The organism is Pectinatus haikarae, assembly GCF_015732185.1.
Classification (GTDB): Bacteria; Bacillota; Negativicutes; order Selenomonadales; family Selenomonadaceae; genus Pectinatus; species Pectinatus haikarae.
Genome location: NZ_WIQM01000004.1, coordinates 171,290 through 197,430, shown reverse-complemented (window position 1 = coordinate 197,430; position 26,141 = coordinate 171,290). Strand labels below are relative to the sequence as shown.

Below are 26,141 nucleotides of genomic sequence, written 5' to 3'. Positions count from 1 at the left end.
TTACACAAAATTCTGGATTTTTTTATCAAGAATTTTCTCATAAGGTGAATTTTTATTTGAACTTATAATGCATCCAGGTGTCATAACCGCTCCATCTATTTTTGCATAATTATCAATTTTTACATTTGACCAAGTGACACAATTTTTCAAACTGGCACCTTTACCTACAACAGTATTTTTTCCGAGTACTGTATATGGTCCTATTACGCTATAAGGTTCAATAATAACGCCTGCTCCTATATATACAGGAGCTATGAGCTGCACCTTATCACCAATGCATGTATTTTGTCCAACAAAAATATTCTCTCCGGAAAAATTTTGAATAAAAAAATTAACTTTATTATTAAGAATATCTTGATGAAAGATCAAATAATCTTGAGGTGTACCTAAATCACGCCAATATGCACAATGATCATAAACTGCTAATTTATATTTTTTTTGCAGCAATAATGGGTATATATCCTGTTCTACAGAACTGTAAACACCCATTTTTATTTCCTCGAAAACCTTTGGTTCAAAAATATATATACCTGCATTAATAAGATGTGATTGCGTTTCTCCCGGTCTGGGTTTTTCCTTAAACTCGGTAATATATCCATTTTTATCATATTCAATAACACCGTAATTTGCCGGATTTTTTACATGCGTTGCGGCAATGGTGACCGCAGCCTTTTTTTTCTGATGAAAGCAGAGCATTGCTTTCAGATCAATATCACTTACAATGTCTGCATTAAAAACAAAAAAAGTTTCTGAAAAAAATTTCTCCGCGGCTTTAATGGCTCCGCCTGTTCCCAAAGGTTTATTTTCTTTTTGATAGGATATTTTTATAGCATAACGTTTTCCATCACCGAAATACTCCTTAATCTTTTGTGGTAAATAACAAATACTCACTACAATTTCATTAATATCATATGTTTTTAATTTTTCGATCGTTCGGGACAATAACGGCTGTTCTAAAATAGGCAACATAGGTTTTGGTATTTCCTTTGTCATTTCTTTGAGTCTGCTTCCCAGTCCACCAGCTAAAAATAATGCTTTCATTGTATAACCTTTCTTATATTTTAACGTTTGTCAATTTTATCGGGAATAGGACAATTTCGCAGATAATTAAGCAAATCTTTTCTCTTAGCTATCGCTACTGCAATAGATGTATCTGCAGCCCCATAATATACTCTTATTTCATCTGTAATCGCATTATAGATCCAACCGCATGGAAAAACTACATCATCGACATCCCCCTCCTTTTCATATTTTTTTTCTGGACCAAGAATCCATTCTTCACTACGCCGTAATACATGCAGAGGATTTTCTATATCCAATAAAGCCAATCCCAAACGATAGATGCTGCCAGCAGCTGTTATTTTTACACCGTGATACAAAACTAACCATCCGTCTTCAGTTTCCATAGGCGGGGTATTGGCCCCAATTTTATTTGCATCCCACCAAGCTCCAGATCTCGCAGATAATAAAACCTTATGTTTTCCCCAGAATATCAAATCATCTGATTGTGAAACCCAAATATGCGCTCCGCCATTATGTCCCTGGATAACAGGCCGATGGATAAGCCACCATTTCCCTTTGATTTTTCTAGAAAACAATGAGGCATCTTTATCTTCTGGTAATGTAACAGCACCTATGCGCTCAAAATTTATAAAATTTTCAGTCAACGCAATTGAAACTAAGGGTCCACTGCTAGAATATGCGGTATAAACAACAGCATATTTTTTTATCTCGTCCAGCCAAGTGATCCTTGGATCCTCAATACCCCACTGTTCTTCCGGATAGTGCTCAGCATCTGATTCAAATGTTGGTCTTGGATCTATTTTCCAATGCCGCATGCCATCGAGGCTGATTGCTTTCGTCAGATGAGAAAATCCCCTTCTGTCTTCCACTCTCACTAAAAGCAATATTTTTTTTTGATATACAGTTGCTGCCGGATTAAATACACTATTAACAGCATATGGCCAATCAGCTGCAGAAAGAATAGGATTAGCTTGCGGTCTTCGAAAAAGTTCATGATAAAAATTTTTATCTGCTTTTGATAAAGATTCAACTATTTTCTTCATCAGCTGTGTTTTCTCCTATAAAATAAACAAAATTCCCCCAGTGCTGTTTCGCAACGGTCACGGATAAGTAAAAATTAAACGGCTACATTTGACGCTTTAGTGGGTATTAATCTCCACATTAATCGATATATCGCCTGTAACAATAATTCCTATTTTTTATATTATTCTTTTTTCTTTACAATAATTTTTTGTACAAAAAAAAGCCCTTTAACAAAAAGGGCTTTTCACAGACACCGCTATCTTTATTTTCAGAATAAAACACTCTTTATGTAAACTAAGTGTAGCATAGAGTTGACACTAAGTCAATTCAATAAATGTTCAAGCTGTTCTGGTAAATACATTTACCCGTATCAAATTAGAATTAATCCCCAAAAATTTTATCTGGCAGCTATGGTTCTTTCAAGTAACCGGATAAGGCTATCCACCGTTTCTTATCGTTTATTATATAAAATTTATTTCCTTTATTTTTCAATAATAATTATTTTAAAAAAAACATTATACTATATTTACTATTTGATTTATGCTATAATCAATATATATTAAAGAAAGGAATTATATTGTGTACGAAAAAAGTAATAGAGAAACTGGAGAAATCCTAGCAGCACTATACAAAAAAGGATTTAATGATAACCCCTGTTCTATTTGTGGTAATAGTTATATATTGGCCACTAAAACAAGTAGGAATTTGAAGCTTACATGCAGAAAATGCGGTAACATAAGATCATTAAATATTAAAATGATATTTGGCAATAAAGCTTTATCAAAGTAAACACCCTTAAGGGTGCTTTTTTATGCCCAATTTTAAATAAATGGTGGGATTAAAATCCCATCCGACGGAAGCAATTTGCTCTAGACAAACGCAGATGCTTCCGTCTCCATCCTAAGATTAGTACCAGAACAGCTTCATCATATTCTTTTTAGTTTCAAATTAACTCAGACTTTAAATTTTTGAACCTGTGTCTGTAAATTTTCCGCCATTTGAGCCAGAGATCTGCTGGCATTGGCAATTTCATTCATTGATGCGGACTGTTCTTCTGAAGCAGCCGACACACTTTCCGCTGCCTCACTTGTTTTTTCGCTGTCGCTGCCCAAAGTACGTGTATGTTCGACAATGAGCCTGCTGTGTTCGTCCATTTCGCTTATCGCGCCGGATATGTCCTGTATCTGCGCAGATACGGCCTGGATGAAACCCACTATATTTTCAAAAGTTTTTTCCGTATTGACTATTTTTTCAGTGCCTATCTTGACCTGATTTTTTCCGTCCTGAATACTGGCGACGGCAGTGTCCGTATCCAGCTGTATAACCTTTACAATATCGGCTATCTGCTGGGCTGCCGCCTGAGAAGATTCCGCAAGTTTTCTTACTTCTTCTGCTACTACCGCGAATCCCTTCCCCTGTTCTCCTGCACGGGCCGCCTCAATAGCTGCATTCAGGGCCAGCAGATTGGTTTGTTCGGCAATTGCCGATATAGTATCTACTATGCTGCCGATTTCCTTTGATCTTTCTCCCAGAGAATTAACATTGGCAGCTGACTGTTCCGTTATTTCTTCAATATGCCTTATTTCTGATACGGCCTCATCTATCTCATTCTTGCCCGCCGTAACTATCTTTTCCGCTTCTTTTCCTTTTGCGACAGCACCGTCGGCCTTTCCTGAAATCTGATGTATCTTATCGGAAAGATTGCCGGCCGACTGCTCAACATCTTTTAATGTTTTCAGCTGATTTGCCGCACTTACTGCTATATTGGTAACAGAATCAGCCACCTGACTGGAGGCTTGTACAGATTGCTCGGTCGTGGCATTTATTTCTTCGACGGAAGCTGCCAGAGTTTCTGTCGAATCACATACAGATACCAGTACATTGCGCACCTTGTCACGCATATGATAAAGAGCCTCGGCCAAAGTGCCGATTTCATCTTCTGTATGGACCTGCGGTTCACGTCTGCCAAAATCCCCCTGCGCCAAAGCATCCACTTCGCCAAGCATCGGCGAAAGAGGTCTGAGCATTTTTCTTATGGCCCACAATACGCATGCCGAAACAAGAATAATGATCACCAGTGATATTCCCGCCATTATTTTAAGAGCCTGTCTTGCCGGTGCAAAAAATTCATTTTCATCGGCTACGGCAGCCATGCTCCAGCCGGTTGTCGGGATCGGTTCATAAAAAACTATTTTTTTCGCACCCGATGCGTCTGTAAAATAATGGATGCCTTCCTCCCCGGCAAGCATCTTCTGTCCGAGCTGACTGATCTCTTTATTATCACTGTCGGTAATTTTCTTTTTCATGATCATATTTTCATCAGGATTTACTATATAAGTACCATCTTTAGCAACAAGAACACTGTAGCCTTCCTGCCCCAGCTTAAAATTCTCTATTTTTTTGCTGACGGCATCGACATAGATAGCGGCCAGAACCATGCCTATATTTTTATTGCTGTCATCCTTTATCAAAGAAATGGCATTGACAATAATCTTACCTGTGGCCTGAGATATTACAGGAGAAGACATGAAAGAATCCTTATTTCCGCTCATAGTTTCTTTATACCATGCTTTATCCTGATTATATAGTTCCTTTGCGCCGTTTGAAGTTTGTCCCCACAGCACACCGGAACCGTCAAAATACCCCCAGCTCACACTATCGTATACATCAGAATATTTCTTCTGCAAAAGCTGCAGACGATATAAATTGTTTTGTCTGGCAGCTCCCGGATCAGCCGCAATATTCCGCGAAACAGGATTTGATGCCGTCAATTCTGTTTCCAGCAGACGCGCGTCAAGCCACGCATCTATATTTTGGCTGATGTCCACTGCCCTTTTGGCGGCATTATCCACCAACTCTTCCTGTAAAACGTTTTCCATGTACTTATACGCTATAGTCGACAATACTATCAAGCCTATAATTATCACCGGTAAAATAGCCATAAGCAGTTTGGTTTTCACAGATCGTGATGCAAATTCCAAGACACTCATCTCTTTTCCGAAAAAAAATTTATCAGTCTTATCATATTACCATAATACGGTGCGCAGATTCAAATTTCACCTCATATCAGCTCTCTTTTGAAGCATATATTCATTACTGAGCATCAGTACCGGAGATTTTCGGCACTCATACCGCATCCGTATTAAAAATCTGTAATTATATATACTTTTCATCAATACAGGCATTGATACCTTTAATTTATTCGCATTTTTTTCTCTGGCCATAGTATGCATCCGGACCATGCTTGCGCAGAAAATGCTTGTCCAACAATACTTGCTGCATATCATCATGAGTTCCTGTGAGCATCTGTGTGTGAAAGGCCATCATGGCTACCTCTTCTAATATCACGGCATTATGTACTGCATTGAATGCATCTCTTCCCCAGGAAAACGGTCCATGGTTTTTTACCAGAACAGCCGGAATATCATCAGGACTGATGCCGCGTTCTCTAAATTGCTCCACTGCGACTATACCTGTATTATATTCATACGCTTCCCGAATTTCTTCTGCTGTCATATCTCTGGTGCAGGGAATTTCTCCGTAGAAATAATCTGCCTGCGTCGTACCATATGCGCGAACACCTTGTCCGGCCTGAGCAAACGTTGTTGCCCAGCGAGAATGGGTATGCACCACTCCGCCTATATTGGGAAATTCATTATAAAAAACGCGATGAGTTTCTGTATCTGAAGATGGATTTAGCTTTCCTTCCACTTTATGGCCTTTTAAATCTACTACTACCATATCCGCAGGCTTCATAACCTCATAATCGACTCCCGATGGTTTAATGACAAAAAGTCCGTTCTTTCTGTCTATCCCGGAAACATTGCCCCATGTAAAAGTTATTAAGTTATATTTTGGCAGCAGCATATTCGCTTCATAAACTTTTCTTTTAAGTTCTTCCAGCATGTTATATCTCTCCTTCTTTTAATCAGTCAGCTCGTATTGAACGATCTCATTTATTTCACGATTGGCAGCAATGAGAATATCTTTGCCTCCATATGTGTAATGAAGCACATTTGCCGCCCCTTTGCCGCGGTCTATTTCCTGCGCCTGATAGCTGCCGTTTTCATAAGTGAGTGCCAGCAATAAGCGCCTGCCCTCACGATTGCCGATGATCCATGTTTGCTTACCGCATATTTTTCCGCCGAAGACGGCATGAAGGAAATCCAATTTTTCGGGATAAATATATTCTGCTGTATACTTTCCGGCTTTTTTCTGATAAATTCTGACAGTGTCACCGTGAAACGGTGCGATCGTACAAAGTTCTTCCACTCCGTCATCGTTGATATCCAAAAGAAGTCCGTCGCTGGCTGCGTCTGCCGTCAGCATTTTTATATTCCACTCGCAGCCGTCTTGTTTAGGCGGAAAAAACTGATATACCCCATTGTCACAGGAAACAATGCCGCTCGTACTGCCGTCCTGCTCCTGATGTCTGTAGTAACCATGATTCTTCAGCATATTTTCTTTCAGCACTGTAAGGACCAGCTGATGACCGGAATTAAAAGAGGACAAATCCTCCGGCAGTTCGGCTGCAAATACTTTGCCGGGGAACCGCCAATCATCTTTGTATTCATGATCGGCTTTCAGTGCACAGGCAATAATATAATTTTTACCTTCTGACCGAAGAATATCAAAACGATGAACAAACGGAAGATCGCAAAGCGTACGTACTTCCCAGTCATTTTTTCCTTTTGGCGTAACAATGACGATCGAAGCTTCTTTAGAATCATTTGGCGAATAAAATTTATGAGTCGCCAAAAACTGTCCGTCCGTCCCGGGAACCTGTACCATAGTCATAACACCGCCGGGCCCTTCCCATACCGTTTCTTCGATAGTCCCATCAAGACTGACAAGATAGCAGTCGTCCACTTTTTCCGCCGCACATAAAAAATGTTCTTTCCCCTGATATTTCAGCATGGCAAGAGAATAACATTTTTCTAATTTACCCACAATTTTCTTACTAATTTTCAACATAATGCACACCTTCTTTATTCTTTGTCCAGATATTCTCTGATGAATTTACCAGCCTTCGTCAACTCTCTTCGCCAGTCGTCTCCCTCTTTATACCAAAATTCCGCCACATAGCGGCGCACACCAAGAGACCATGTTTTATCGATGATTTTCTTAAAATTTACATGTCCTGTGCCAAAAGGTATTTCTCTGTATTTGCCCGGCAGGGTTTCCTTGAGATGCACTGCCACAATGTGCCCGCGTCCGGATTCAAGATCACATTCTACATCACCGCCATAAAGCAGTGCGGCATTCGTAATATTCCCGGCATCTGGATAGACTCCAAGATATGGTGAATTCACATCATTCACATAGCGCATTGCTTTTTCCACTGTGTCCATAAATTCTGTTTCCATCGTTTCAAAGCCAAGCTGAACCCCCTCCGCGGCTGCCATGTCTGCGGCAATGTTTAAATTTTTGAGAAAATCCGCTTTTGTCTGTTCACTTTCTTTTTCATAATAAACATCGTATCCTGCCAGCTGAATCGTCCGTGCTCCCAAATCAGCCGCAAGACGGATTGCTTTTTTCATTATCTCAAGACCGCGTGTTTGTTTTTGTTTGTTCGGACAGCCCAGAGGATATTTACGATGACCGCTGAGGCAGATCGACTTAAAAGATAAATCCGTAGCCCGCATTGCCGCATGGATCTTATCCAATTCTCCGTCCGTCATATCCAGCCGGGATAACTTTGCCTCAGTTTCATCGATACTCATTTCCACATAATCAAAACCGGAATTTTTAGCAGCTTGAAGCTTTTCTGCCCATGTTAACATTTCCGGCATGGATTTCTCATAAAGACCTAATAAGTATGCTTTTTTCATGACTTTTCCCCTTAAAGACTCAAAGAATGTTAAAAAAGGGCAAGGCTGCTGCATTTTGCAGCAGTCTTGCCTCAAACACTGATTATTGATTCAAGCCTGCCGCCTGAATTTTTGCTGTCATTTCTGTTTCCGACAGCAAATTCTTAAGACCGATGACTTTGGATTTTGTCCCGTTAAAATTGCCGACCAATGATTCAGAACAAAAAACAACATCATAGTTATTGGCTTGAGATTTTGCGTCACCAACATTCGTATGATAAATATCAGCTTCTATATTGAGCTTCTTAAATACTTTCTGCAGCTTCATTTTAATGATCTGCGAAGATCCCATTCCGCTTCCGCATGCCGCAATAACTTTTAACATAGCAACATTCTCCCCTTCAATATCAATTTGTGAAATATTTCTGTCTCACAGCTGATTTCCCATTTTGTAAAGGCTTTTCCAATAAATCACTCAATCACAACTTCGTCTGCCGTAACTCCCTGTTTCTTGGCTTCGACTTCCTTATATTTCTCATAATCTTCAGCAATCAAAAAATATGTGTCTTTATTGCGCCTATAAATGATCTGCGGAACAGCCAGCAGACAAACTACTACTACCACAACACCTGCATATTGAAAATTATTCATAATGACACCGATAATCGGCCAAAGAGTATCCCAATCAAAATTGCCGTGCCAGCCGCCAAAATTACCGGTAGTAAAGTAATAAGCGGCAAAGCCTCCGCCTAATACTTGGATAATACCGCTGAAAAAGGGAATAATAGCTGCCGCACGTATTCCGCCGAGACGATTTGCAAAAACGGCAAAAGTTGCATTATCAAAAAACAACGGGACAAAACCACTGATGATAAGAATAGGACTTTGAAATATCACCAGACCGATAATCGCCAGGAACTGACCAAACGCTCCAAAAAGAAAACCGAATGTCACAGCGTTTGGATTGCCAAAACCAAATACCGCCGCACAATCAACTGCTGGCACCGAACCAGGCAGAATCTTTTCTGAAATTCCCTGAAAAGAATTTGTGAGTTCCGAAACAAACATGCGAACACCGAGCTGCAGAATAGTAAGATAAACTGCAAAATTTAAAGATTTCTCCAAAATATAAAAACCAAAATTCTGATTTTTGACAAATTCCTTATCAATAGTATGCATAAGCTCCGGCCCCAGAATACTGATAATAATACCGAAGAAAATAAACATCAGTATTCCTGTGGCAACAACGTTTTCATTAAAGATGGATAAAAAACCGGGCAATTTGAGATTATCCAGAGAGTTTTTCGGATTACCAATTTTTTTTGCCAATTTGGAAACAAGAAAGATACCGAACATTTGTTGATGGCCTGTAGCAAATCCCCCGCCGTCAGTTAATTTCGCAACCGGTTCGACCGTGAGATTTGAAGCAACCGCCCAGTAAGTGCCCAAAAGTATACCCAGCATAATTACGACCCCCGGATCCTGAAGCTTCGGGAAGCAAAATAAAACAAGCCAGAGGGCTGTGGATGATTGCTGAACCATAACATGTCCTGTTATAAACAATGTGCGAATTTTTGTGTATCTGCGGAATAATACCAAGAGAATATTCATAGTAAACGCAATAAGCAAAACTATCATCATCAACGAAAAAGAACGTCCAACATGCTCAACCGACATTTGCGCGGCGGCCTGGCCAAAATATGGGTCGATAACTGCCGCAGACAGATGGAAACGATCTTTTAAGCCGGCAAGCACCGGACGAAAATTTCCGACCAGACCGCCTGACGCAACATTTAAGATCATATAACCGACAACTGCTTTAATAAATCCGGCCAAACATTCATATACCGGTTTGCGTAATAAAGCATATCCTATGAAAACTATAAAGCCGATAAAAAACTGTGGTTTTGTCAGAACATTATTCTGAAAGAATTCCCAGATCGTAAGTAATATTATCATTCTCTGTCCCCCATTAAACTATCCAGAATCTTATTTCAGCAAATATTTATTCAAGATTATTGAGGTCTTCCGGTCCTTTTGTTCTCAGTATCCTTGTCACGAAGCCTTCGTCTGATAATACATCCGACAGCTCGGAAAGATTGGCAAGATGTTTGGTATTGTCCGTAGATGCCAAAACAAAAAACAAGCGCGCAGCATGTTCTCCGTCCGCACCAAAGCTGACAGCTTCTTCAGTCTTCATAAAACATACTGCCGTATCGTTTACCCCGACACCTTCCTGAGCATGCGGTATGCAAATATCCGGAGCAATAACGATATAAGGACCAAGTTCTTCTACTTTCGCAATGATCGCTTCCGGATATTCTGCTTCAATAGTGCCGTCATCCAGCAAAGGCCGGCAGGCGGCACGAACAGCATCACGCCAATCAGAAAAACTTTCATGAAAAGAATAATGCTTCTTCGCTACAAGCTCTCTAAACATGACTTCATCTCTCCTCCAATTATAAACATGAACGAAACGGTATATTCTGCGGATGTTCAAAACAATCTTCGAATCCGCGGCGATGATGATAATAAATTTTATCCTTATCCATAGGATAAACGTAACGGCCGCCAACCTGCCAGAAGAAAGGATGGAATTTGTATTCATTGCGTTCTTTTTTAAAATCATACAATAGTTTTATTTCATCGCAATCTGCCTGAAAATTTGTCCAAACATCCCAATGTATAGGAATGACAACCTTGCACTTTAGATTTTCAGCCATACGCAGAATATCCACCGAGGACATTTTATCCTGCATGCCGACCGGATTTTCACCAAAAGAACCAAATGCCACATCCACATCGTAATCCTTGCCATGCTTGGCAAAATAAATTGAAAAATGAGAATCACCGGAGTGATATATATTGCCCCCTGGTGTTTTTAACAGATAATTGACTGCCTTCTCATCCATATCATCGGGACATTTGCCGGCCAATTCTTCCCTATCCGCCCCTGTGGAATCCGTTGTCACAATACAGGTGCGGTCAAAACTGTCCAGACAAACAATTTCTATATCTTTAATCTTGACCATATCTCCGGGTTTCACGACCCTGCAGCGTTCTTCCGGGACTCCCCATTTTATCCAAGTGTCCACAGACTTTCGCGGACCGATAAACGGCACCGGAATTTCTTTGCCGTATTCGTCAATAGTCGTCATCCCGCTCTTTAAGACATGAGCGGCCCACTCTGCCGACATATGGTCCTGGTGATAATGTGTGGCCAGTACAGCATCCACTCGTTTAAACGCAAACGGGTCAATAACAAATGGAATGTTGCGAAGATTCGGCTGCATATTGCGGCAGCCGCACATATTGGCCATCTGATGACCACTCTTCATTCTGCCGCTGCCATGTGTTCGTTTACCGTTGCCGCACCATAGATCCACCGTAACATTTGTTCCTCCCGGTGTCTTAAACCAGGTACCGGTACATCCCAGCCACCACATCGCCACCTGATCCCTGGGCACTTCATAACTTTCAATGTCTTCGACCAGCCATGTGCCCCACTCGGGAAATGTATCCATGATCCAGCTTTCACGAGTCATTTCAGCAATCCTGCTCATAATAACCCTCCTATTTTTATGATCGTTTAACCATATTTTTTATTTACTTGTTTATTATATCATCATTTTATGATCGTTTAAAGATGTTTTTATCATATAATAAGCAATATATTATTATATATACATTTTTTACCTTCTCTTAATACATCGTTTTTTGCTGTACTTTTTCTATTTTTTTCCTGAATAATGATATATAAATAAAGTAATTATTTTTAAACCCGCTCATTGCATTCCAATCTATTCAATATTTTTACGATCGATATTATCATATTATATTCATTTATAAATCATAACAATCGGCAATTCCGGTATAATGCTTCTTAACAGCAGGCACTGTCTGCTATTAAAAAGTTCATCAAGTGTAAATTTATGCATTATTGTATTTTTATCTATAGATTTTATTGCATTTATCAATATATTTTTTACCTAAATCAGTGATTTATCAGATTTCTATGATGAATCATTCATATGTGTTGGATTTATTGATTTTTTCAAAAATTATACGTATAATATATTCAATAAACGTATATAAATTTTTATGCGTACTTTTAGTCATGTGCCGAAAGGAAAAATCTCTCATGAAAAACAGTAAAAGCATCATTTTTAAACGGCAGCAGGCCATATTAAAGCTACTTAAAGAAGCGACAGAAATTCATGTCGAAACGCTTGCAGAAAAACTCAATGTCTCATCCACTACTATACGCAGAGATTTACAAATGTTTGAAAAGCAGCATATTGTTAACAGATTTCACGGCGGAGCTTCATTGATAAGAGATTCTTCCAAAGAGGATCCTTCATTAGAACCACAATCGGCTAAAAGTCTTTCTGAAAAAACACTATCGCCCGATATGCTGCCTCACTTATTAACGATGGCGACACTATATTTATGAATTCAAGCTCTACCGCTCTGCTGATACTCGATTACTTAAAAAATAAGCGTGCCGTAATAGTTACCAATAACGGCAACGCGATCGGCCATTCGAGAGACCCTCATGTAGAACTTATCATAACTGGCGGGGAAATATATAATCGCAAGCAATCCGTCGTCGGTGAATTTGCGCTGCATACACTTTCCAAGATCACTGCCGATAAAGCTTTCATCGGTGTGGGCGGCATCAGTGTCAAGGGCGGCATCACCACATCGGTGCTGCAGGAAACAGCTGTCAATGAAATGATGATGAAACGCTGTCAGGGCACATGCTATGTGGTGGCCGGCAGCTCAAAAATCGGCCGCGAGCATAATTTTTTGAGCGGTTCCATTGATCAGATTTCTTCCATAATAACATGCAAAGGCGCGGATGTTGATGAAATAGCACGTTTGAAAGAGTCCGGCATTGACATTATCGAGTTAAACGGAGATGAATGAGCTGCTACAAAAATATATTATGGCTATACATATTTTTTTTATGTCAGAACGTTATTGCACTCTATGATTTCATATCCTTCGCATAAAAAAACTGGTATTTTACTTCTGTTATATGGCTTGGAGCCTCATATACTGTTTCACCCCAGTTTAAAAATTGCCCTTTTTCAGCGCACTTGACCTTATAATCAAAGGAGAATTATACTAACAGCACTACATTAAATATATTTCTGATTGTATGCCTGTTGGATAATTTTGATTAATGACTTTTTTCCGTTGACATTATCCATCTGGCTGAAAACTTTTAACTCAGGGGTGATTGCTCATGGAATTGAAACCAGATAGACGTGATATTGCTGATCTGCCGGCACAATATCAGACATTTTGCCACAATATTCTTCATTTTATACCAGCGGAACAAGTTTTTGTCGATCCCGTGCGAACATATGCTTACAGCGTTGATGCCAGCTTATACCATATAACGCCAAAAATAGTAGTCAAGGTAAGAAATCTCAAGGAAGTATCGCTGCTCATAAAAGAAGCAAAAAAGCAAACCCTGCCTCTTACCTTCAGGGCTGCCGGAACAAGTTTGTGCGGACAGGCACTCACCGACTCTATTCTTGTTGTCATATCAGAAGGATGGCAAAATCATTCTATTGCTGACAACGGCCAAAAAATCACACTTCAGCCTGGTATCATCGGTTCTGAAGCAAACCTGTATCTCCGCCCTTATTCAAGAAAAATCGGTCCCGATCCGGCTTCTATAAATTATGCCAGAATAGGCGGAATGGCTGCCAATAACGCCAGCGGCATGTGCTGCGGCACTGCGGACAACAGTTACAAAACAGTTGAAGATATGAAGCTTGTTTTTGCGGACGGTTCGCTGCTTGATACCGCTGATGCCGTTTCAAAAAAGAATTGGGCTGCAGGTCACAAAGAAATGCTGCAGGAATTGACTGCCCTGCATGAAGAAATACATGCCGATAAAAAATTGGAAGACCTTATTTCCCATAAATTTAAGATCAAGAATACTACGGGGTACAGTCTCAATGCCTTTGTTGACTATGATGATCCCTTCGATATTTTAAAACATCTGCTTATAGGCTCGGAAGGGACACTTGCTTTAATAGCAGAAATCACCTACAGAACTGTTTTAGATCACAAATATAAAGCTTCCTCTCTAATGTTTTTCCCTGATATGCGTGAGGCGTGTCTTGCTGTAATGAAGCTTTCCCGTCCTCTCGTATCAGCGGCTGAATTACTTGACCGTATAGCTTTAAAATCAGTCGAAGACTGGCCCGGTGTTCCTTCATATATAAAAACTCTGCCGGAAAATGCAGCTGCGCTGCTTGTAGAAATACGTGCGGAAAATCAAACAGCTCTCAGAAAGCAGATCGAGCAGGTCAAGGAAAAACTAGCCTCTATGTCACCGCTTATGCCGATCGAATTCACTGATGTAAAGGCTGAATATGAACTATTATGGCAGATACGGGCGGGAATATTTCCGGCTGTCGGCGGAATACGTGAAATCGGTACAACAGTTATTATCGAAGATGTGGCTTTCCCCAAAGAAAAACTGGCAGATGCTGTAATGACACTGCGTGAATGCATGAACAGCCACGGATATGAGGACGGCATTATTTATGGTCATGCACTTGACGGCAATGTTCACTTTGTTTTTACCCAATCATTTAGTTCCTCTGAGGATAAAGATCGTTATAAGGTATTCATCGAAGATATCTGTTCATTCGTTGTTGAAAAATACAGCGGTTCTTTAAAGGCTGAGCATGGAACAGGAAGAAATATGGCTCCCTTTGTCGAATTCGAATGGGGTAAAAAAGCTTACAGCATCATGACCCGTCTGAAAAAAGCTTTTGATGCGGACAATATTTTGAATCCGGATGTGATCATTACAGAAAATGGCAATTTATTTGTCGAAAATATAAAATCTATGCTGCCTACCCATGATATCATCAATAAATGCATAGAATGCGGTTATTGCGAAATCAATTGTCCCTCACGCAATTTCACCTTCACACCGCGCCAGCGTATTGCAACACAGCGTGAGATAGCCAGATTGAAAGCTACAGGCGAAAATCCCATGCTGCTTAAACGTTTTGAAAAAGATTATGAATTTTTAGGCAATGAAACCTGTGCTGTCGACGGTTTGTGCCAAACCACCTGCCCTGTCTCTATAAACACGGGCAATTTCACAAAACAGAAGCGTTCCATGGCAGTTACACCTCGCGCGAAAGATACCGCAGCTTTTATAACGGAGCATTTCTCCGGTGTCAGCAGTATGGTGAAACTCGGTCTCACCGGTGCCAACATAGCGCATACGGTTATCGGCACACATGCTATGGACTATATAGCCGGCAAGCTGCATGATATCGGCGGTGAAAAAATTCCCCGCTGGACAAAATGGATGCCCAAAAGCGGCAGCACGCCTAAATCCTCTCATCGGGGAACCGGCATCGGACTAAAGGTCGTATACTATCCCAGCTGTGTCACCCGCATGATGGGTCCGGCAAAGGATGACGACGATCAAAGACAGCTTGGCGATGTTATGATCTCTCTGCTGCAAAAGGCAGGCTATGATGTCATACTTCCCGAGGATATGGATAAATATTGCTGTGGCATGCCATTTGAAAGTGAAGGGCATTTTGAAGCGGCGGATCGGCTGAGTGCCAAACTGGAAAAATTGCTGCTGACTTGCAGCAACGACGGAGAATATCCTATTTTATGCGACACAAGTCCCTGTGTTTACCGTATGAAAAGAGTTATGGACAAAAAATTGAAAATCTATGATACGGTTGAATTTATTCATGATTTCCTGCTTGATAAATTGAACTTGCAGAAAACTGATGAGACAATTATGGTTCATGTTACCTGCAGTGCCAGAAAGATGGGATTGATCGAAAAATTTCGCGCTATAGCCGAGGCTTGTGCCGCCAGAGTAATCATCCCCGAAAGAGTGCGCTGCTGCGGTTTTGCCGGAGACAAAGGTTTTAAGATACCGGAACTTAACGAATCTGCGCTGGATCATCTTAATGAAGAAATACCTTCCGGCTGCAAACACGGTTATTCCAACAGCCGCACATGTGAGGTAGGTCTGGCTGCCAAAAGCGGCATATGCTATCAATCCATAGCATATCTTGTCGAAGAATGCGCAGTGCGGCATTGACATTATAAAAAAGATGCTGCCTTGCTTTTTTTAAAGCAAGGCAGCATCTTTTTATAATGTTCATTCAGTATTTATTCTATATTATCTTTTCACAGGTGCGGTAGTATTTCGCTTTATCAGTGTATTTTCCAAAATAATCTCATCACTTACGGTATTATTTGATTCTATCTTCTCCATCAGCAGCGCTGTTGCCGACTGCCCCAGCAAAGACATATTCTGATCTATAGTGGTAAGCTTCGGCTCGATGAACCTGCTTATGGATATATTATCAAAACCGATTATAGATATGTCCTCAGGCACTTTTATACCCAGACGATAACAGCCGTTTATAGCTCCCGTCGCCATCAGATCATTACAGGCAAATATTGCCGTTATCTTTCTGCCGCTCTTTATCGCCATCATTACCTTTGCCAATGTATTATCCACAGTCTTTTCCACATTGCCCTCACCGATATTCAGTACATATGGCTTGACCTTATATTCCGTCATCATTTCCCGGTATATTTCTTCTTTGATCTCATAAGAATCACTGCTCATTCCCCGGATAAACAATATATGCCTGTGTCCCAATCCGATCAAATGCTCTAAAGCCAGTTTCGTACCCGATGCTTCGTCATTTGAAACATACGATATGCCGGGTCTTTTAACATAGCTGTTTATAAACACAGTCGGTACTCTCGCTGAAATTTGATCATAAAACGATGCTTCAACGGCATAAGTATTGGGTGATATATTAATAATCCCACAGACATTGCGTGACAGAAGCTCCTGCATGCACTGTTTTTCCTTAAGCGGATTATCCTTTGCGCAGGTGATGAGCATAGAATAATTATAGTGTTTTATATATTCTTCGATACCATCGAAGACTTCGGCGAAGAACATATTGAATAAACTGGGGACAACTACGCCGATGGTGGTAGACTGCCGTGTATTCAGCTCTCGGGCCTGTATATTCTGCACATAATGAAGTTCCTTTATGGCATCCAGCACTCTTTTTTTCGTTTCTTCCTTAACAGGATAATTCCCATTTACTACACGCGAAACAGTAGCTACAGATACGCCGGCATGTTTTGCCACATCTATTATCGTCGTAGATTTCATCAACTTATCATCCTCAAACAAAATTATAGATCATCCATAAACTTATCAAAAGCAGCCAGACCGGCGCCGTCACGCTTAAAAACTCCGGCATGCACCAGCACCTGCATAAATATTCTACCTACTTCGCTATTAAGGATATCAGTAATATTATTTTTGTCAATAGAATCATCATATTTTTCATACATTTTCTTGTACCATTGCGCATGTTTTTCTATTGCCGGTTCATTGCCTATATCTTTCTTTTTACTCAGGAGAGCTTCCCTTATTGCCGCCAGCTCTGCTTTCAGCCTTGGCGGCAATACTGCCAGCCCCATCACTTCTATAAGACCGATATTTTCTTTTTTTATGTGGTGCACCTCGCTGTGAGGATGAAATATCCCCATGGGATATTCATCCGTGGTACGATTATTGCGCAGTACCAGGTCCAGCTCATACTGCCCATTCTTCCTGCGGGCAATCGGTGTGATAGTGTTGTGGGGAATACCCTTGCTTTCAGCCAGTACACTGACGCCGGGATCAGAATAGCCTCTCCATTTCAGTAAAATATGCTCAGCCAAATCTGCTAAACGTTTTCTATCATTGCCGATCAAACGGATAGTTGACATAGGCCATTTTACCCGGCCTATTATTATATCTGAAAAACCGTCAACATTATATCTTTTTTCTATTGATGCCACTGCCATTGCAAATGTATAATTCCCGCCCTGATAATGGTCATGTGAAAGAATTGATCCCCCCACTATAGGCAGATCCGCATTAGATCCTATAAAATAATGAGGAAATTTACTGACAAAAAGCAATAAATTTTCAAATGTGGCTCTTGATATTTTCATGGGTATATGCTTTTTATTCAGCACTATGCAATGCTCATTATAATATGTATAAGGTGAATACTGCAAAAACCATTCCTGCCCGCCGAAATCAACGGGAATCAATCTGTGTGTTTGTCTGGCCGGATGTCCTATGCGTCCGGCGAATCCTTCATTTTCACGGCAGAGCAGACATAGCGGATAAGATGATGTCCTGCTCTGCCCTGCCTTTATTATATCCCGCGGATCTTTTTCGGGTTTAGACATATTTATGGTTATATCCAAACAGCCATACTCTGTCTTTGTTTTCCAGACAATATTTTTTTCGATGCGCGCTTTTCTTATATAGTTCGAAGCGATGCTCATCGCATAAAAAAATTTAGTTGCTTCCTGCGGAGATTGTGCATATAATCCGTTAAATTTTCTGATCACTTCCGAAGGACGCATCATCACACAATTCATAATGCGCGTATCAAAAAGGTCTCTCCGCTCTCCTGTCTCTTCAATAATATCACTGGATACAGCATATCCAATGATATTATTGAGAATAGGCGACGCGTCTTTTAATGTCTCATCGATTTTTTCCTCTGAAAAAGTATCTATTCGCAACACATCCAGCAGAAGATTAGCAGAATATATTTTATCTGCATTTTCAAGCAATTCCTGCTGCTGCGCAAAATTCAGCAATCTGTTTATTTCATGATTTATATCCATAAAACATCTCTCCGATTATTTACAAAATCCATTTGGATGATTTTTGTGCCATTTCCATGCAGTTTTTATTATGCTTTCCATGTCTGTATATTTTGCCTTCCATTTCAGCACTTTTTCTGCTTTTTCACTGGAAGCCACAAGTCTTGCCGGATCACCGGAGCGGCGCTGTCCGCTGATCACCGGTATGTCTTCGCCCGTGGCTTTGCGTGCCGCATCGATCATTTCCTTCACGGAAAAACCATTGCCGCTGCCCAGATTGAATATATCACTGTTTCCGCCTGCCCGCAGATAATTTATAGCCTTCATGTGCGCGTCCGCCAGATCTGCCACATGCACATAATCCCTCACACATGTCCCGTCCTCAGTCGGATAATCCTGTCCATATATAGTTATAGCTTCACGTTTTTTCAAAGGTACCTGCAGAATAATCGGCACAAGATGACTTTCCGGCTTGTGATCTTCACCTATGTGCCCGTCTTCTGAAGCTCCCGCCACATTAAAATAGCGCAGCGAAACATAGCGAACACCATGTTTTAAGCAAACCCATTTCATCATCTTTTCCATTATGAGTTTGGATTCACCATATGGATTAGTCGGTTCCGTCGGGTCCGTTTCTCTTATTGGTATGCTTTGCGGTTCTCCATACGTTGCAGCCGAAGAAGAAAATACTATCTTATCTACACCGTGCTTTACCATTGTTTCCAAAAGCACCTGCATCCCGTATACATTATTATTCAGATACAAAAGCGGTTTTTCCATACTTTCGCCCACCAGCGAACAGGCCGCAAAATGAATAACTGCCTCTATGTCATTTTCAGTAAATATCTTGTCCATGGCTCCGCTGTCCCGAATATCCTCCTGATAAAACCGCACAGCCGCCGGTACAGCTTTTTTGTGCCCTGTACGCAAATTGTCAACTACAATCGGTTCTTCTCCTTTTTTTAATAATTCATCCACCATATGTGAACCTATATAACCGGCTCCGCCGCATACCAATACTGCCATTTCAAATCCCCGCTTTTCATTTATTCAGCCGTTTTCCAGAGCAAAACTCAATACATGAATATATTTTAAATTTAATATCGTCTTTCGTTAAAACAAAAGCTTACGTCCGGTGGCACCGAACGCAAGTTTTAATTTTAGCTGTCGAAACTATTTTAACTGACTGTCCTTCATTATTCAAGCAGTTTAGTGCCGTCTCCTATGTCTGCGATGTAAAATTCGGGCGCATAGCCTATTTTCTGCGTATACAGCTTTGCTACATTTGCTTTAAATGATTCAAGACAATCATTTTTTACTATGCTCACCGTACAGCCGCCAAAACCGCCCCCCGTCATACGTGAACCTATAACTCCGTCCTGCTGCCATGCCAGCTCGGCAAGTGTATCCAATTCCTGTCCCGTCACTTCATAGTCATCCCGCAAAGAAACATGCGATTCATTCATTAACTTCCCGAATAATTCCAAGTCATCATTTTCCAAAGCTGATACGGCCTTTATTGTCCTCTGATTTTCGAGCACGGCATGTCTGGCCCGCCGCACGCATACCGGATTCTTTATCGCCCCCTGCAGCTGTACGAAATCAGCTTCATTCAATTCCCCCAGACTCTTTATCCGGCGTACCTGCTGAATATCCTTCAATGCTTCCTCACACTGGCTCCGGCGCAGATTATATTCTGAATCTACCAGGCTGTGTTTGCTGTTCGTATTTGTTATTACTATACTGCATTCTTTAAGCACCAATTTCAGATAGCGATATTGCAGTGTGTTGCAGTCCAGAAACATGGCATGATCCTTTTTTCCCATGCCCACCGCAAATTGATCCAGTATACCGCAATTCATACCCACAAATTTATTTTCTGCCTCCTGGCACATTTTCACCATTTCCAGAGTGTCGACCGTGAGGGCAAAAAATTTTTTAAGTACCGCTGCCGTAAGCATTTCCAATGATGCTGACGAGGAAAGCCCTGCGCCATTCGGCAGATTGCCATACACCACAAGATTGAATCCTCTTTCTATTGCAAAGCCATGATTTTGAAATGTTTTTACTACGCCCAGCGGATAGTTAGCCCAGTCATTGCCTTTTTCATTTTCTATTTTATCTATATCAGCCGTAATTATTCCCTTCTGCGGCAGGTTCAGAGAATAGCAGCAGACTTTTTTATCATCCCGCAGCGATGCAGCCCCATACGTTCCCAATGATATGGCACAGGGAAAAACATGACCGCCGTTATAATCTGTATGTTCACCGATCAGATTTACTCTTCCCGGTGAATAAAACAAATGCTGCGCCGGTTTCTGAAATTTTTCTGCGTACACTTTCTTTATTTCTTTTAAAATATCCATAATACTCTCCTATAAAAACTTAACCATATATTTTTTCATACTCCGGTAATCATAAAGCTAAATCTGATATCCCTGCCGGCGGGGATGTGATACTTCGTTTCTACATCCTGTCCCCAGCTGTCTATACCGCCTACACCTCTTACTGCTCCCAGTATCGAAAGAACGGTTCTTCTCGGCGGCGGCAGTTCTTCTATATGCGTCGCATTTTCCAGCTCCTCGGCAGTATACGGCAGACAGCTGAATGCAAACGGCTTGTCAATGCTGCATATTTTTATGCGGAAATTTTCTTTTCTGTTCTCCGCGTTATTTTTCGTAGTACTGCGTATGATCTCCAGCCAATCGGTATCCATATGAACACCGCAGTCCTGCGGTGTCAAATACGGCGTGACAGGCATTCCTTCTATTTTATATCTGCCGGATACACCGCCTGCCATTCGATCCGGATAAGTTTCACCGGATAAACCTTCATATTCATATCCGGCTGCCGCCGTCGGCATGATAAAACGCAGCCCCATTGCCGGCAGATCCGGTAAAGAGCTGTTTCCGGCGTAATGAACGTTTACCGTAATGCTTCCGTCGGATCTAACAATATACCTGACCTTTACCGATGCGGCAGGGATAGTAATTGTCTGATATTCATATGCCACTTCGGCCTTATCGGCATATTCATTTCCTGTATATTTATTGTTTGCGGGCGGTCCCGGAAATTCTATCAGTTTATCATTCACTCTGACGGATATATTTTTTATATCAATAAACATATCGGCGCCCAGCCATTGAAGCGACTTTTTGGAAAAACCGTTTCCCCTGTCGTTATCGGTTGTAGCCCGCCAAAATGTCGGTTTTGGTTCTCTGTAAAGCCATTCTCTGCCGTTTATGACCAACGATTCAAGACCGCCTCTGCCATAGCTGAAAATATAATGGAAACCGCTGCCGCTGATGCCAAGGCTTCCATCTCCGTATATTATTCTCAATTTCTCATTTGTATTTTCCATAATAATGCCTCACCTCCTGCATTGCCGGTTTCTCGGTTCGATCAGCAAAGAGCAGCCCATCTCCGCTGAATTCATAATCTGAGGGCCGATCGTCAAAATCACCGCCGTAGCGAAGCACCTTTTGTCCCGTAAGCTCATCTTCCACCAGCAAAGCCTGATCAATAAAATCCCATATAAATCCGCCGTGATACATAGGAAAACAGTCGATCAGCCGAATATATGAACTCATTCCTCCAAGAGAATTTCCCATGTTATGCATATATTCACACAATATAAACGGTTTTTGCGGATCATTGCTCAGATAATCTGCTATTTCATCAGGTGATGCGTACATACGGCTTTCAACATCAGAAATAACTCCGTCATATTTTCTGTTTCTGACCACACCCTCATAATGAACCAGCCTCGAAGAATCTGTCTGCTTATAATATTTATTCATTGCTTCGATGTTATCTCCGGCATATGATTCATTTCCCAAAGACCAAAAAATGATACTCGGATGATTTTTCAGCAGCTCATAATTATTCTTTGCCCTGTCAAGGACTACCGCTCTCCACTCCGGCAAAGAACCCGGTACATTATATGACGGTTCGACTTCTCCGGCTTTTTGCCATGAACCGTGTGATTCCAGATTGTTTTCTGCCATCACATAAATGCCGTGCTCATCGCAAAGCCTGTACCATATATCCTGATCAGGATAATGGCAAGTCCTGACCGCGTTGATATTATTGTTTTTTATAATATCAACATCACGTTTCATATCCTGATATGTTATGGCTCTTCCTGTTTCCGCGCTCCACTCATGTCTGTTGACTCCGTTAATGATAAGTCTTTTGCCATTCAATAGAATGAGCTTATCCTTTATCTCGATCCGCCTGAAGCCGAATTCATATGGTACAATTTCCAGCAAGGTTCCATCCGCCCGAAAAAGTTCTATAAACAGCCTGTACAGATATGGTGCCGCATTATCCCACAGATGAACCTGTTTGAAGACGACACCGTCTATTTTTATATTGTTTCCGGCCTGCTGCTCTTTTTCGTAAAGTATTTTATCGTCGCGATCCTTAACAATGAACCTGACACCCGCAGCCGCATCGCCTACAGATATTTTACAGTGAATATTCAGATCGCCGTCTTGAAAGTTGTCTGTTACTTTTGGCTCGATCAGCAGATCTTCAACATGCACCTCAGGCTGGGCTATCAATTTAACATCCCTGAAAATACCAAAAAATCTAAAAAAATCTTGATCCTCAAGAAAAGCAGCCGTACTGCGCTTGAATACCTCAACTGCTAATTTATTCTCTCCTTTTTTGATGTACGGCGTCAGGTCAAATTCCGACGGTGTGAAGCTATCCTCGGCATATCCCAGAAAATTCCCGTTCAGCCAGACAAACATTGCTTCTTCAACACCGTCAAACCGTATTCTGACCTTCTTACCAAAAAATTCCGGTTTCAGAGCAAATTTTTTGATATATGAACCGACCGGATTATCCTCCGCTTTGCTGAACATTCCTTCTTCTTTTTTATCCGGTCCCATACTGTAAGCCGGTCTGCGGTAAAAATGACCCTCCCACGGATATAGTGTATTTATATAATGAATTTTGTCATAACCCGCAAGTTCTATATGTCCCGGTACTTTTATAATGCCAAAGCTGCTGCTGTCAAAATTTTCGGCAAAAAATTTTTCCGGTCTTGTCATAGGATTTTTAGAAAAATGAAATTGCCAGCTGCCATTTAATGTCTGCACAAAGCTGCTTTTCTCATTTTTAACTTCATCGTAATTTTTATAAAATCTATGGTCACTATGCGGTAACAACTGTCCTGTGCGAAATACTTCCGGATCATCCAGCCAATTTATATCTGCCTGCAAAATAGTCGACCTCTTTTCCGTAAATAAATTTTAAAATTGGTCAGCAGTTAAAATACTCTGCCCGCTGACCGATAAAACTAAATTTTTTTACTCCACTGCCTTCAAAACAAACAATGCCTCCTGAAAATCAGCTGAAACTCCTGCATGCCTGCACGCGTCCATCAGCTGCTGCACAAAAAAACCGGCATTCATCAATTCATCGCCATAAAATTTTTCGGCGCTGTCATTTACTGTATATTTCTGATCAGCTGTCAACCCTTTAAAATAAATTCTTGTGTAAGGCGGATTTGCGCGATTCAGGATCTGGCAGCGGCAGGCCACAGCATGTTTTTTATCATTACTGACAACCTGCCAGCTCATTACATTTTGCTCATCATCGAAGGGACTCTCAATTCTATATAAAGTTCCAAACTGAAATAATGACCGGTATTTTTTATAAAATTTAATTTGGTCTTTTATTTTAAAGGTCTCCTCGGCAGACAATGCAGTTATGTCCAATTCATAACCAAAAGCCCCAAAGAAAGCCACAGCTGTCCGTGTTTCCAATGGTGTCACACGTCCTGTCTGTCCGTTTGGCACAGCAGAAACATGTGCTCCCATCATTGACTGCGGATAACCGTATGATGTACCGAACTGTATCAGCATGCGTTCTGCCGCATCAGTATTATCACTGGCCCACGCCTGCGGTGCATAATACATCATTCCCAGGTCAAAGCGTCCGCCGCCCGATGCGCAGGACTCAAAAAGGACATGCGGATAGGAACTTGTCAGACGCTCATAAAGCTGATAGACACCTAAAATATAACGGTGGGGCATCTCCATCTGCTGCTCCGGCGCCAGGCAGGCACCGAACATTTCAGTAATATGACGGTTCATATCCCATTTGATATAATCCAGATGTGCATCTTCGATTATCCGGCCCATAGCCTCAAACAGGTAATCAACTACCTCCTGGCGCGTAAAATCAAGTACAAATTGATTGCGTCCCGGTGACATTGCTCTGCCCGGCACATGGATCACCCATTCCGGATGCCTGTCATAAAGCCTGCTGTCAAGAGAGATCATCTCCGGTTCAAACCACAGTCCAAATTTCAACTGCATCGCATGAATCTGTTTTGCAAGATGATCCAGCCCAAGAGGCAATTTATCGGTATCGGCAAACCAGTCCCCCAGAGAGGTTGTATCATCGTTGCGGCAGCCAAACCAACCGTCATCCAAGACAAATAATTCGATTCCCAGCTCTTTTGCTTTTTCTGCTATAGACAATAATTTTTTTTCGTCAAAATCAAAGTAAGTGGCTTCCCAGTTATTGATCAGAACAGGACGTTCCGTTTCCGCGAAACGCGCCGGCAGCAAATGTTCCCGATAAAAACGGGCAAGCTGCTGGCTGAGACCATTCATCCCCGCCGCTGTATAGCTAAATATACATTCCGGTGTTTGAAACGATTGTCCGGGCAGGAGGCGCCACGAAAATTCAGCCGGATTGATACCCAGCAGTATTCTAGTTGTTTCAAACTGATCCACCTCTACCTGATCGAGAAAATTACCGGAATAAATAAGATTGAACCCGAAGACTTCTCCCGTATCTTCATCTGCGCCGGAACGCGCCAGCATAATGAAAGGATTATGCTGAGCGCTCGATGCCGTGCGCATACTGCCAATGCTTTGTATCCCCGGGCGAAGATGAGCGCGGTGCAAATGACGCTCTCTTGCCCATGAACCGGAAAAATGAAGCAGATCGTATTTACAGTCGGGAAGATCCAGCTGAGCACTGAAAGCATCAGCCAGGGTAAACTCCTTACTTCCGCAGTTATTGAAAAGCGCGCTGCGGACCAGTACATCCTGATGAGGAAAAATACTGTAAGACAGCTCCAGCTCCAGTCCGGAAAAAACATCTTCCATATGGATAATTAAAGTTTGCGCATCGTCTTTAGTGTCGTCAAAGGCAGACGGCAGTCCTGCAATACGTGTTTTCCCTTCAACTATTTCATATCGTTTGTAAACGAATTCTGAAATCCTGCTGCCATTTTCTGCTATCAATTTATATGCCGGATACCGGAAATCTCCTTTACCAAAACTGGCATATTCCTGTTTTAATACATCTGGCTGGAAATCCGGTCTCTCCAATTTCCATGCAGTCGTGGCATTCCGCTGCTCACGAACAGATAAATTGACATACTGCGGACGCACATGTATTTTGCTTCCATAGTACAGCTGTCCCAGCTCACCATTCTCCATCACCTGAAAAATATAACTGGTATTATCTGTCTGCAAATGAAAAGTACCGGTTTTTTCTTCTGCTGTAATTGCCAATTTACACCCTCCCAGCAAATTTTTATCA

The 26,141-nt window shown here is 41.4% G+C and carries 20 protein-coding genes; 3 read left to right on the top strand and 17 right to left on the bottom strand.

The features are described 5' to 3' along the window. From I6758_RS02075 to ulaG, 10 genes are all read right to left on the bottom strand, one after another. The gene (locus I6758_RS02075) at positions 1–1,041 is read right to left on the bottom strand and encodes a sugar phosphate nucleotidyltransferase (RefSeq protein ID WP_196603558.1); all 1,041 of its coding nucleotides are present in this window, start codon (positions 1,039–1,041) and stop codon (positions 1–3) included. Between the two features lie 20 nt (positions 1,042–1,061). Then, positions 1,062–2,066, bottom strand: a complete 1,005-nt coding sequence (locus I6758_RS02070) for a glycoside hydrolase family 130 protein (RefSeq protein ID WP_196603557.1) — start codon at positions 2,064–2,066, stop codon at positions 1,062–1,064. Positions 2,067–2,999: 933 nt separating this feature from the next. Next, complete coding sequence (locus tag I6758_RS02065; RefSeq protein ID WP_196603556.1) at positions 3,000–5,036, bottom strand: methyl-accepting chemotaxis protein; 2,037 nt, start codon at positions 5,034–5,036, stop codon at positions 3,000–3,002. A gap of 208 nt (positions 5,037–5,244) precedes the next feature. Then, positions 5,245–5,952: an L-ribulose-5-phosphate 4-epimerase gene (locus I6758_RS02060; protein WP_330998008.1), complete on the bottom strand. Its 708-nt coding sequence runs from the start codon at positions 5,950–5,952 to the stop codon at positions 5,245–5,247. Between the two features lie 18 nt (positions 5,953–5,970). After that, a complete protein-coding gene (locus I6758_RS02055; RefSeq protein WP_196603555.1) occupies positions 5,971–7,020 on the bottom strand; it encodes a hypothetical protein in 1,050 nt (349 codons plus the stop codon). 14 nt (positions 7,021–7,034) lie between these two features. Further along, positions 7,035–7,877, bottom strand: coding sequence for an L-ribulose-5-phosphate 3-epimerase (locus I6758_RS02050; protein WP_196603554.1), 843 nt, complete (start codon positions 7,875–7,877; stop codon positions 7,035–7,037). 82 nt (positions 7,878–7,959) lie between these two features. Continuing rightward, positions 7,960–8,241 carry a PTS sugar transporter subunit IIB gene (locus I6758_RS02045; RefSeq protein WP_196603553.1) on the bottom strand — a complete coding sequence of 94 codons (282 nt, stop codon included), beginning with the start codon at positions 8,239–8,241 and terminating at the stop codon, positions 7,960–7,962. A gap of 86 nt (positions 8,242–8,327) precedes the next feature. Next, positions 8,328–9,815 (bottom strand): PTS ascorbate transporter subunit IIC, encoded by a 1,488-nt coding sequence (locus tag I6758_RS02040; protein ID WP_196603552.1) that lies wholly within the window; start codon positions 9,813–9,815, stop codon positions 8,328–8,330. Between the two features lie 46 nt (positions 9,816–9,861). Beyond that, positions 9,862–10,296 (bottom strand): PTS sugar transporter subunit IIA, encoded by a 435-nt coding sequence (locus tag I6758_RS02035; RefSeq protein WP_196603551.1) that lies wholly within the window; start codon positions 10,294–10,296, stop codon positions 9,862–9,864. Between the two features lie 19 nt (positions 10,297–10,315). Continuing rightward, a complete protein-coding gene (gene ulaG / locus I6758_RS02030; RefSeq protein ID WP_196603550.1) occupies positions 10,316–11,419 on the bottom strand; it encodes an L-ascorbate 6-phosphate lactonase in 1,104 nt (367 codons plus the stop codon). Between the two features lie 578 nt (positions 11,420–11,997). On the opposite strand from ulaG, the gene I6758_RS14835 reads away from it, so the two are divergent. The 3 genes from I6758_RS14835 (at position 11,998) to I6758_RS02020 (ending at position 15,966) form a co-directional block, all read left to right on the top strand. Beyond that, positions 11,998–12,309, top strand: coding sequence for a DeoR family transcriptional regulator (locus I6758_RS14835; RefSeq protein WP_231038459.1), 312 nt, complete (start codon positions 11,998–12,000; stop codon positions 12,307–12,309). Further along, positions 12,306–12,785 (top strand): DeoR/GlpR family DNA-binding transcription regulator, encoded by a 480-nt coding sequence (locus I6758_RS14830; protein WP_231038458.1) that lies wholly within the window; start codon positions 12,306–12,308, stop codon positions 12,783–12,785. Before I6758_RS14835 ends, I6758_RS14830 begins: the two co-directional genes overlap by 4 nt. A gap of 322 nt (positions 12,786–13,107) precedes the next feature. After that, positions 13,108–15,966: an FAD-binding and (Fe-S)-binding domain-containing protein gene (locus tag I6758_RS02020; protein ID WP_196603549.1), complete on the top strand. Its 2,859-nt coding sequence runs from the start codon at positions 13,108–13,110 to the stop codon at positions 15,964–15,966. 81 nt (positions 15,967–16,047) lie between these two features. Here the strand turns inward: I6758_RS02020 and I6758_RS02015 are convergent, their stop codons facing one another. The 7 genes from I6758_RS02015 to I6758_RS01985 all read right to left on the bottom strand — a co-directional run bounded on the left by I6758_RS02015 (position 16,048) and on the right by I6758_RS01985 (position 26,113). After that, positions 16,048–17,067 (bottom strand): LacI family DNA-binding transcriptional regulator, encoded by a 1,020-nt coding sequence (locus tag I6758_RS02015; RefSeq protein WP_196603548.1) that lies wholly within the window; start codon positions 17,065–17,067, stop codon positions 16,048–16,050. A gap of 23 nt (positions 17,068–17,090) precedes the next feature. Continuing rightward, positions 17,091–18,590 carry a UDP-glucose--hexose-1-phosphate uridylyltransferase gene (gene galT / locus I6758_RS02010; protein ID WP_196603547.1) on the bottom strand — a complete coding sequence of 500 codons (1,500 nt, stop codon included), beginning with the start codon at positions 18,588–18,590 and terminating at the stop codon, positions 17,091–17,093. Between the two features lie 15 nt (positions 18,591–18,605). Beyond that, a complete protein-coding gene (gene galE, locus I6758_RS02005) occupies positions 18,606–19,595 on the bottom strand; it encodes a UDP-glucose 4-epimerase GalE (protein ID WP_196603546.1) in 990 nt (329 codons plus the stop codon). Positions 19,596–19,765: 170 nt separating this feature from the next. Continuing rightward, positions 19,766–20,935: a galactokinase gene (locus tag I6758_RS02000; RefSeq protein ID WP_196603545.1), complete on the bottom strand. Its 1,170-nt coding sequence runs from the start codon at positions 20,933–20,935 to the stop codon at positions 19,766–19,768. Positions 20,936–20,970: 35 nt separating this feature from the next. Next, a complete protein-coding gene (locus I6758_RS01995) occupies positions 20,971–21,930 on the bottom strand; it encodes a beta-galactosidase small subunit (protein ID WP_196603544.1) in 960 nt (319 codons plus the stop codon). Then, positions 21,914–23,800 carry a glycoside hydrolase family 2 TIM barrel-domain containing protein gene (locus I6758_RS01990; protein ID WP_196603543.1) on the bottom strand — a complete coding sequence of 629 codons (1,887 nt, stop codon included), beginning with the start codon at positions 23,798–23,800 and terminating at the stop codon, positions 21,914–21,916. The genes I6758_RS01995 and I6758_RS01990 overlap by 17 nt, the downstream gene beginning before the upstream one ends. Positions 23,801–23,887: 87 nt before the next feature. After that, positions 23,888–26,113, bottom strand: coding sequence for an alpha-galactosidase (locus I6758_RS01985; protein ID WP_196603542.1), 2,226 nt, complete (start codon positions 26,111–26,113; stop codon positions 23,888–23,890). Positions 26,114–26,141: the final 28 nt, after the last annotated feature.

Excerpts from the sequence above, each read along its gene's own strand:
- I6758_RS02045 (WP_196603553.1), bottom strand. The coding sequence starts at position 8,241 with ATGTTAAAAGTTATTGCGGCATGCGGAAGCGGAATGGGATCTTCGCAG.
- I6758_RS02055 (WP_196603555.1), bottom strand. The coding sequence starts at position 7,020 with ATGTTGAAAATTAGTAAGAAAATTGTGGGTAAATTAGAAAAATGTTAT.
- I6758_RS02000 (WP_196603545.1), bottom strand. The coding sequence starts at position 20,935 with ATGGATATTTTAAAAGAAATAAAGAAAGTGTACGCAGAAAAATTTCAG.
- I6758_RS02070 (WP_196603557.1), bottom strand. The coding sequence starts at position 2,066 with ATGAAGAAAATAGTTGAATCTTTATCAAAAGCAGATAAAAATTTTTAT.
- I6758_RS02050 (WP_196603554.1), bottom strand. The coding sequence starts at position 7,877 with ATGAAAAAAGCATACTTATTAGGTCTTTATGAGAAATCCATGCCGGAA.
- I6758_RS14835 (WP_231038459.1), top strand. The coding sequence starts at position 11,998 with ATGAAAAACAGTAAAAGCATCATTTTTAAACGGCAGCAGGCCATATTA.
- I6758_RS02075 (WP_196603558.1), bottom strand. The coding sequence starts at position 1,041 with ATGAAAGCATTATTTTTAGCTGGTGGACTGGGAAGCAGACTCAAAGAA.
- I6758_RS02020 (WP_196603549.1), top strand. The coding sequence starts at position 13,108 with ATGGAATTGAAACCAGATAGACGTGATATTGCTGATCTGCCGGCACAA.
- I6758_RS02040 (WP_196603552.1), bottom strand. The coding sequence starts at position 9,815 with ATGATAATATTACTTACGATCTGGGAATTCTTTCAGAATAATGTTCTG.
- I6758_RS02015 (WP_196603548.1), bottom strand. The coding sequence starts at position 17,067 with ATGAAATCTACGACGATAATAGATGTGGCAAAACATGCCGGCGTATCT.
- galT (WP_196603547.1), bottom strand. The coding sequence starts at position 18,590 with ATGGATATAAATCATGAAATAAACAGATTGCTGAATTTTGCGCAGCAG.
- I6758_RS01995 (WP_196603544.1), bottom strand. The coding sequence starts at position 21,930 with ATGGAAAATACAAATGAGAAATTGAGAATAATATACGGAGATGGAAGC.
- galE (WP_196603546.1), bottom strand. The coding sequence starts at position 19,595 with ATGGCAGTATTGGTATGCGGCGGAGCCGGTTATATAGGTTCACATATG.
- I6758_RS02035 (WP_196603551.1), bottom strand. The coding sequence starts at position 10,296 with ATGTTTAGAGAGCTTGTAGCGAAGAAGCATTATTCTTTTCATGAAAGT.
- I6758_RS02065 (WP_196603556.1), bottom strand. The coding sequence starts at position 5,036 with ATGAGTGTCTTGGAATTTGCATCACGATCTGTGAAAACCAAACTGCTT.
- I6758_RS14830 (WP_231038458.1), top strand. The coding sequence starts at position 12,306 with ATGAATTCAAGCTCTACCGCTCTGCTGATACTCGATTACTTAAAAAAT.
- I6758_RS02060 (WP_330998008.1), bottom strand. The coding sequence starts at position 5,952 with ATGCTGGAAGAACTTAAAAGAAAAGTTTATGAAGCGAATATGCTGCTG.
- ulaG (WP_196603550.1), bottom strand. The coding sequence starts at position 11,419 with ATGAGCAGGATTGCTGAAATGACTCGTGAAAGCTGGATCATGGATACA.